The 681-nt window shown below is 65.6% G+C and carries 1 protein-coding gene; it reads right to left on the reverse strand.

Annotated elements, in window-relative coordinates:
* The coding region (locus JNK74_29050; protein ID MBL7650229.1) for a GAF domain-containing protein at positions 1–681 on the reverse strand (681 nt) is incomplete at both ends.

Consider the following 681-nt stretch of genomic DNA (forward strand, 5'->3'; position numbering starts at 1 on the left):
TCCATGTCCTCGCTGATGAGCCGCCTGAGCATTTTGAGCATGCCCGCAATGGTGTCGTTGAGGTCGAGCGCCTGGGGCGCGATGGTCTGCTTGCGGGCGAAAGCCAGCAACTGGCGGGTCAGATCGGCTGAACGCTGGGCGGCTTCCTGAATCACCAGCAGGTCGGCGTGCAGCGCACTGTCGGGCGCCGTCTGCTCCAGGGCCAGATCGGCATGACCGGCGATGACCGCCAGCATGTTGTTAAAATCATGCGCCACGCCGCCCGCCAGCCGCCCCACCGCCTCCATCTTCCGGGCCTGGTGGAGCTGGGCTTCAAGCGCATCATGCTTGCGTATCGCCTGTTCGCCAGCCGCCTTCATGCGCAGCACGCGCAGGGCGTAGGCCAGGTTGTCGGCCAGCCGACGCAGCAAGTCCACTTCATCCGGGGCCAAAGCGTCCGAGTCTGCGGCGTAGAGACTGAGCGCACCAAACACGCCGGTTTTGTGGGCCAGCGGCAGCGCAATGGAGGCGGCATAGCCATACCGGGCGGCCTCCTCGCGCCAGGGCGCAAAGCGGGGATCGGTGTGCAGGTTGTAGCAGATTACCGGCTGGCCGGTGCGAATGGCCGCACCGGTCGGACCTTGCCCGGTCGGGCTATCGTCCCAGGTGATCTTGATTGCCTCAAGGTAGCCGTCCTCGAAC

The organism is Candidatus Hydrogenedentota bacterium (assembly GCA_016791475.1).
Taxonomy (GTDB): Bacteria; Hydrogenedentota; Hydrogenedentia; order Hydrogenedentales; family JAEUWI01; genus JAEUWI01.